9 protein-coding genes are annotated in these 7209 nt (G+C 64.6%); 2 read left to right on the top strand and 7 right to left on the bottom strand.

Features of this window, described 5'->3' with window-relative positions; genetic code table 11:
• Positions 1-98: 98 nt before the first annotated feature.
• The 6 genes from FHS79_RS18200 to FHS79_RS18175 all read right to left on the bottom strand — a co-directional run bounded on the left by FHS79_RS18200 (position 99) and on the right by FHS79_RS18175 (position 5635).
• Positions 99-413 carry a hypothetical protein gene (locus FHS79_RS18200; protein ID WP_184203226.1) on the bottom strand — a complete coding sequence of 105 codons (315 nt, stop codon included), beginning with the start codon at positions 411-413 and terminating at the stop codon, positions 99-101.
• Between the two features lie 78 nt (positions 414-491).
• Positions 492-947: a phytanoyl-CoA dioxygenase family protein gene (locus FHS79_RS18195; RefSeq protein WP_308430160.1), complete on the bottom strand. Its 456-nt coding sequence runs from the start codon at positions 945-947 to the stop codon at positions 492-494.
• 1109 nt (positions 948-2056) lie between these two features.
• The gene (locus tag FHS79_RS18190) at positions 2057-2803 is read right to left on the bottom strand and encodes an alpha/beta fold hydrolase (protein WP_184203222.1); all 747 of its coding nucleotides are present in this window, start codon (positions 2801-2803) and stop codon (positions 2057-2059) included.
• Complete coding sequence (locus FHS79_RS18185) at positions 2800-3507, bottom strand: hypothetical protein (RefSeq protein ID WP_184203220.1); 708 nt, start codon at positions 3505-3507, stop codon at positions 2800-2802. The genes FHS79_RS18190 and FHS79_RS18185 overlap by 4 nt, the downstream gene beginning before the upstream one ends.
• On the bottom strand, positions 3507-4283 hold the full coding sequence (locus FHS79_RS18180) for a DsbA family protein (protein ID WP_184203218.1): 777 nt from the start codon (positions 4281-4283) through the stop codon (positions 3507-3509). Before FHS79_RS18180 ends, FHS79_RS18185 begins: the two co-directional genes overlap by 1 nt.
• Positions 4280-5635 (bottom strand): M48 family metalloprotease, encoded by a 1356-nt coding sequence (locus tag FHS79_RS18175; protein ID WP_184203216.1) that lies wholly within the window; start codon positions 5633-5635, stop codon positions 4280-4282. Before FHS79_RS18175 ends, FHS79_RS18180 begins: the two co-directional genes overlap by 4 nt.
• A 112-nt stretch (positions 5636-5747) precedes the next feature.
• On the opposite strand from FHS79_RS18175, the gene FHS79_RS18170 reads away from it, so the two are divergent.
• Together FHS79_RS18170 and FHS79_RS18165 are read left to right on the top strand one after the other, a co-directional pair.
• Positions 5748-5993 (top strand): type II toxin-antitoxin system CcdA family antitoxin, encoded by a 246-nt coding sequence (locus tag FHS79_RS18170; RefSeq protein ID WP_184203214.1) that lies wholly within the window; start codon positions 5748-5750, stop codon positions 5991-5993.
• Entirely contained in the window at positions 5993-6292 is a 300-nt protein-coding gene (locus tag FHS79_RS18165; RefSeq protein ID WP_184203212.1) for a CcdB family protein, read from the top strand. Before FHS79_RS18170 ends, FHS79_RS18165 begins: the two co-directional genes overlap by 1 nt.
• Before the next feature lie 124 nt (positions 6293-6416).
• Here FHS79_RS18165 and FHS79_RS18160 read toward each other — a convergent pair.
• On the bottom strand, positions 6417-7209 hold a 793-nt coding region (locus FHS79_RS18160), incomplete at its 5' end, for a glutathione S-transferase family protein (protein ID WP_341534483.1).

Genomic DNA, 7209 nt, shown 5'->3' with positions numbered 1-7209 from the left:
TCGCTCACCCATCATGAGACCGTCTCCGCTCGCCTCAAGCAGAGTGAATCACGCCATCAACCATCGATCAAGCAGGGTTTTTCAACAGAATCGGGGCGTCACCCGTCGTTCAATCCTAACATCCGCCGAGCTTGTCGCTCTGCATCTTCTACGGTGCCGTATAGTCTTGAAAGCGGCTCAACTCCCTCGTACATCTCGGTTGTGCTATCCACCGTCCACCGTCGGTCCTCGACAGGTTCGACATGAAAGGCGACCTGCGTCTCGCGGGTCCAGTGCCAATGCTGATAGAGGCAGAACCGACCATCTGATCTGCGCACAATTGCTACTCGACCATATTGGTCCGGTGACAGCAGCACCTTAACTTCCTGAATATCCATAGATGGAAGGGTCGCACTGGCGGCGAACGTCTGCAAGTGGGCGCAAGCCGACACGCCGCATCTGGCAAACACTCGGTCGGGCGCGAATGGCCGGGATGCTGTGGAAAGCGGCCATCAGACGCCTAGCCACTCCAAACCGCCCGGAAGGTCCTCCGCGGCGAAGTCAACCTGCAAAACACGGCGGCGGGCTGGCATAGCGGCGGCTTCCGAGGCGTGCAGGATGGGGGTCGCATAGGCCCACACGTCCCCAGCATCTGCGAGGCAGGTGTACGTGCCGCACTGGCGAACAACGGCGTCAATCGCGCCCACAGGCACCCGACCATGCTTGTGCGAACCCGGCGCGATTAGAAGAGGGGAATTGGTGGCGGGAACGTCGTCCAAATGGACGCGCAGCGTCACCATGCGAGACAGCAGCTCAAAAGGCGGAGCGACGTGCTGCATTCCTTGCTTGGTTGTCCATGGGCCGAAGCCTTGAAGCTCTTTGCGCCGTTCCACACAAATGGTGCGATCTTGGTGCCAAGCCAGCGACCAATTGGTGCCTGCTGTTTTGTCAAACAGAACAGCCCGCACCGGTCGGCTCATTGGGCCGAGGGTGTAGGCGGCAATTGCGCCGATCGAGCCATGCGATCCAAGGAATGGGGACAGCGTTGGAACTCCTCTAATGCGGATTCCGGCGTGGTCTGCGGGGAGGTTGGCCAAGGCGCCAAGTAGTGCCGCCAGATCTCCGGCTACGGCGCCCTGCAGCCGTTCCGCACCGTGGCTCTTAAGACTTAGCGAAGTGGCTGTCGCAGACATAACCCGGTATCGATAGACTGGGCGCGTATGCGAAACAACGTCGGCTACTGGGGCGGTAGCGGTCAGTCCGCTTGGCGTCAGCTGTGATCGGCTCGAATGTCTGCAAGTGGTGGGAAGCGGTCCGGCAGTTTTCAGAAGCTTCCTGGCGGTTAACTGCCGCCCGTCGCCTCATTCTACGTATAGGTCCACCATCACGAGAGATCGACTGCGATCAGCAACAACGACGACACTGCCTCCATGCTCAAACCGCTCTGGGTTAGCCACGAATGTGTGGGCGACAAGGAAGTCAGAGCCTACCTTTGGACCACAGCAGAAGTTATGACTCGATTGAACTTGCGGTCCAGAAGCTAGACATGGCTCCGCCGAAGATTTGAACGTCTTACATGAGGCAGGCTCGACATAGCTGTAGCCCGCTAACAGGGCATCGAATTCGGCGGGCGCAATCTTGAATGCACATCGTTCCAAAACATCGGTGAAGCCAAAGCTTGCGCAGTCGATGTCCGATAGGGACGGGGGTACATTCTCTATGTTTAGCATTGCTGCGACGTGCCGACGATCCAACGCACGGCAACCAGCGGCACCGGCGACAATCACGAGCAACATTGCAAGGGCGACAGACAGCAGTATCCGGCGGGAGGGCGTTCTCATACGGTCCAGCGTAGTCTGCTCTGCGACACGTCGCTAGCAATAGGCTTGGTTGACCGCTTTCGAATTTGGATTGCAACAGCCTGAACGACGCACTTTGGGCGTTAGCAGTCGTTCCCAGATTATGGGTTTACGATCCAGTAGGTCGGCTCATTCATGGCGCGACCTGATCATACGAAAACTGATTAATGGGGTCTGGGGCCGGCGGCCCCAGCCGCCGGAGGCCCTTTCTCCCGACCTCAATGCGCCAGCCAGGCCGCGATGGCGGTGCCGAAATCGGGTTTGGTGACGGCGCTCATGTGGTTGCCGGGGATGGTGGCGTGGGATGCGTGGGGGAGGGCGAGGGCGAGTTCGGAGGCGCTGCCGTTGTCGTGGTCGTTTTCGCCGGCGATGACGAGGGTGGCGGGGGTGAGGGTGCGGACGGTTTCGAGGGGGGTGGGCTGCTGGGTGCGGAGGAGGTGGGCGACGGCGGTGGTGTCGATGGCGTTCTGGCGCATGAAGGCATCGGCGGCGTATTCGGCACTGCCGGGTTTGAAAGTGCCGCTGTGCTTGATGACGCCCAGGAAGAAATCGCTGCGGCCTTCGATGTCGGTGATGCCGGAGAGGCCCATGCCGCCGAGGACGACCTTGGCCGGCGGCGGGATGTGGCCGCGGGCGAGCAGGCGGACGGTGGTGCGCGCACCGAGGCTGTAGCCGCCGAGGATATAGTCGGTGAGGCCGAGGTGGGCGATGAGCGCCTCGATGTCGGCAGCAAGGATATCGGCGGGGTAGAGGGCGGGGTCGTGCGGCTTGCCCGAGGCGCCGTGGGCACGAAAATCGGGGAGGATGAGCTGGAAGCCGGCGCTGGCGATGTCTGCGGCCGCACCATAGCGGATCCAGTTGGTGTGGCCGCTGCTGAACAGGCCGTGGAGGAGGAGGACGGGTTTGCCCTCGCCGAGCGTCTGGTAGGCGATTTCGGTGCCATCGGCGGTCTGGAAGCTGGTCATTGGGGGATCCGCAAGCCTGCGTAGACGACCGAGGGGACGATGGCGGCGACGCCCCAGGCAAGGAGTTCGAAGGCGGCTTCGAGGGCGGGGGCGGCATCGGTTGCGCGGCTTATGAGGAGAGCGCCGATGCCGATGACGAGGGCCAGCAGCAGGCCGAGGAGCAGGGTGCGGTCGCGGTTGCCGGCGGTGAGTGCGGCGGCGCGCTTGAGGGCATCGACGGGGCCGAGGCGCTCGACGACCGCCACGGGGACGGCGGGCATGAGGGTGCACAGGGCCCAGAGGCCCAGCGTGAGGAGCAGGGTTTGCAGCATGAAGCCGGCGGGGGTGCCATGGGTGGCGAAGAGGCGGAGGATGAGGCCGAAGACGATGGCGGCGCCGACGAGGAGGGCGACCTTGAGGCCGGGCTGGGCGCGGCGCAGGCCCTGGGCGAAAAAGGCTTCGGGCGGCAGCGGCAGGCCGGCGAGGCGGGCGACGACGCCCCAGCTGACGAGCGAGACGAACAGCATGGCGAGCACGGCGCGCAGCGTGGTGACGAGGGTGGCGACATCGGGGCCATAGCCGCCCTCCGGGGCGAGGAGGCGCACCAGCAGGCTGGGGAGGACGACGAGGAGGAGGCCGCCCTTGCCGATGCCGAGTGCATCGGCGCGCAGGGCCTGGAAACTCTGGCGCAGGGCCAACCCGATATCGAGTCGCGCCGCCTGCATCAGCCTGCTGCGCGCGCTTCGGCGACGGCTGCCTTGAGGGCTTCGTAGCCGACGGCTCCGCTCAGCACGCGATCACCGACGATATAGCTCGGGGTGCCGCTGAGGCCGAGCGCACGGCCGAGATCGAGGTTCTTCTTGATTTCGGCCTTGAGCGGGGCGGCGGTGAGATCGCGCGCGGTGCGGCTTTCATCGAGGCCGGCCTTGCGGACGGTGGCGACGGTGCGCTCGCGGGTGACGCGGCCCTGGCCATCGAACATGGCATCGTGGAAGCGCATGTAGCGACCCTGCTGGGCGGCGGAGAGGGCGGCCATCGCGGCCTCCTCGCTGGCCGGCGAGAGGACGGGGAAATCCCGGTAGATGATGCGGAGATTCTTGTCTTCGGCGAGGAGTTTGGCGACATCCTGGCTGCCTTGCTTGCAATAGGGGCAGGCGAAATCGAAGAACACCACGAGCGACACATCGCCCTTGGGGTTGCCGGCGGAGGCGCCGGCGAAGGGCGTCTCGATCTCTTCGCGGTTGGAGGCGAGCATGCGGCTGGCCTCGCGGCTCTGCAGGCGTGTCATCGCCTCGGGGATGATTTCGGGGTTGGCGAGGATATATTCGCGGACGATCTTTTCGATGGCGGCGCGGCCGGCATCACCCTTGGGGACGCCGGCAGGGGCGCCCTGGGCGAGGACGGCGCCGCCGACGAGGCCGGCTGCGACAGCCGCACCCAGCCAGGCAGAGGCGATGGGCCGCTGGGCGATGGCCTTGAGTCGGGCGAGTGCAGGCGTCAACGGCGTTTCTTTCGGCTCAGTTCTTCGAAATCATCGGCGGCGGCCAGCGCGATATCGTCGGCCCTTATCCAGTCGGGTGAGCCTTTCGGCAGCCCGCCCAGCGCCAGCCGGGCGTTCAACATTGCACCCTGCACATTGCCCTGCAAGCTCAACCGCTCGGCCGAAGCGAGGGCGGCGCGGGGTTTGTCTCCGGTGCGGTCGTAGATCACGCCGAGCTGATACCAGGCGAAGGGGTTGGTGCGGTCCTTCTGGATGGCGCGGCGCATGAGCGCTTCGGCCTCGGTGAAATTGGCGGGATCTTCGCTGGAAATGAGCGCGTGGCCGAGGAGCGTCATGATGAGCGGCTCATCCGGCGCGTTGGCGACGGCGCGGCGCAGCACCGGCACGGCCTCATCGCTCTTGCCCGATTCGAGCAGGATCTGGCCCTTCAGCTCGAGAAAGAACGGGTCGTCGGGGGCCTTGGCGAGCAGCGCATCAGCCTCTCGCACCGCGGCATCGACATAAGCGGAGCGGTGCCAGGCATAGGCACGGGCATAATGGGCGGGGATCGACTGATCCGATTCGGGGTAGAGGCGCATGACGCGCGCCGGCTCCTCGACGAAGCCGGTGAGCTTGCCCTTGATGCGGGCGAAGCGGGCGGCGATGGCGGGATCGGGCTTGCGGTCCCATGCGGGGTCGACCTCGTAGACCGCCTGCAGATTGTTGATGCGGGTGCCCGAGAGGGGGTGGGTGCGGGCGTATTCGTTGTTCTGGGGGATGGCGAGGCGGAATTCCTGGCCCTGCAGCTTCTTGAAGAAGTCGATCGAGCCCTTGCCCGACAGGCCGGCGAGCCCGAGGTAGCGCGCGCCCGCCTGGTCGGCGCGACTCTCCTGATCGCGGGTGAAGCTGAGGAATTTGCCCTGTGCAGCGGTGGCGCCGAGCCCGAGGAGCGCCATGCCGGCCTCGCCAGCGCCCACGGCAACGGCAGCGGCGGCGCCGATGAGGCTGAGCAGCGAGATGGAGGTGGCCGGCCCCGCACCTTCGCCGAAGCGGACGCCGTGCCCGGCGGCGATATGGCCGAGCTCATGCGCCATCACGCCCTCGACCTCGTTGACATTGTCGGCGGCGAGGATGAGGCCGGAATGGAAGAAGACGTTCTGGCCGCCGGTGACGAAGGCGTTGATCGAATTGTCTCCGACCATGACGATCTGCACGGATTTTTCGTCGAGATTGGCGGCCTTGACGAGGGGCTTGGCCATATCGTTGAAGAAACGCTCGGTCTCGGCATCACGCAGGATCGACTGCGCCTGCACCTGGGGTGCGGCCGCGAGAGTGGCGATGAGTGCCAGTGCTGAGGCAAGGGGACGAGCCATGGTTCGCCCTGTTGTATCACGACTGAACGCGCGGTGAAGCCTTGGGGCGGGCGTTGCGACGGTGTGGGGTTTGTGATTAGTGTGCGCATGAACCATGCGCAAGGATATCGCCATGAAGCGTGCTTCAGTACGGACAGCAACGCGTCGTCCGACCAATGTGTCGATCGATCGGCGGCTGGTTGAAGACGCGCGGGCGCTGGGGATCAACTTGTCGGAGGCGTGCGAACGCGGGATCGCCGACCAGGTCGCGGCGACACGCGCGGAACTATGGCTGGCCGAGAATCGCGAGGCCATCGATTCCTCGAATGCGCATGTTGAGGCGCATGGCCTGCCGCTCGCCAGATACCGGCTTTTTTGATGGCGCGTTTCGATGTGCTTGTCGATGTGGACGGCGGCGGCTTGCTGCTGGACTGCCAGTCGGACCTTCTGCGGCAGCTGAACTCGCGCTTTTGCGTGCCGATGCTGCCGATTGAGGCTGCACCGCGACCGGCGGGGAGGCTGAATCCGGTCTTCGTAATTGACGGCCTGGAGCATGTGATGGTCACGCAATTCGCTGCTGCGGTGCCCTTGCGGGCTTGCGGTGCTGTTGTGGCCAGTCTGGTGGAGGAGAGCGCCGTGATTATCGACGCGCTCGATATGCTGATCAGCGGCTATTAGCGGCGAAATTCAAGCGGCGAAGCCTTGGGGTGCGTGTTACGACGGAACGGAGCTTGTGGTGGTGTGTGATTGGTGGTTGTCATCCCTGCCCGGGCGCATTGGACTGACAGCACTCCGCGACTGTCTAGCGCGCTCGTGCAGTGGCGGGATCCGGCGCGAAGATCTGCGGGTAGAGATTGCGCATCGCGGCTTCGTCGAAATCGCCTTTGAAGGGATGCCGGGTCTCGATCGCTCGCGCCCGCGCGGCCGCCGGCCGGGCGTCGATCTCCGCCATCAGCCGGGCAATGTGCGGAAACTCGGCCATTGCCGCTTCGTCGCCGAGCATGAAGGGGATCCGTGGCGCCCATCCCCAGACCGCCATGTCGACGATCGAATAGGTGCCGCCGACCATGTGGCCGGTCCCTGCCAGCCGATCGTCTACAATTTGCCAGTGGCGCCGTGCTTCGAAATCATAGCGCTTGATCGGGTAGGCCAGCCGCTCCGGCGCGAACAGGCGGAAATGCACGCATTGCCCGGAATAGGGGCCGACGCCCGTCGCCACAAACATCAGCCAAGACAGCAACTCGGCGCGCGCAGCCGACCCGGCGTCCGGCCTGGGCAGGAATTTGCCGGTCCTTTCCGCAAGGTAGAGAAGGATAGCGTTGCTGTCGAAGATTACGGCGTCGCCGTCGGTAAGTGCCGGGACCTTGCCGTTGGGATTGATCGCCCGGAAGGTCGGCGTGTGCTGATCGCCAAGCTTGGTGTCGATCGGGATCGCTTCGTACTCGAGGCCCGCTTCCTCCAGAAAAAGCGCCACTTTCATCGGGTTAGGTGCCATATTGTGTAACCGGGGCAGATTGCCGGGCGTTAGGCAGCAGCGAGCCTGACGAGGCTGGGCAGACTGGGGATGCTCGACGCCCCTGGGACAGCGAAGCGGT

The organism is Polymorphobacter multimanifer (assembly GCF_014205635.1).
GTDB classification, from domain to species: Bacteria; Pseudomonadota; Alphaproteobacteria; order Sphingomonadales; family Sphingomonadaceae; genus Sandarakinorhabdus; species Sandarakinorhabdus multimanifer.
The sequence above is the reverse complement of the archived record's forward strand: the minus strand, read 5'-3'. Positions and strand labels throughout refer to the sequence as shown.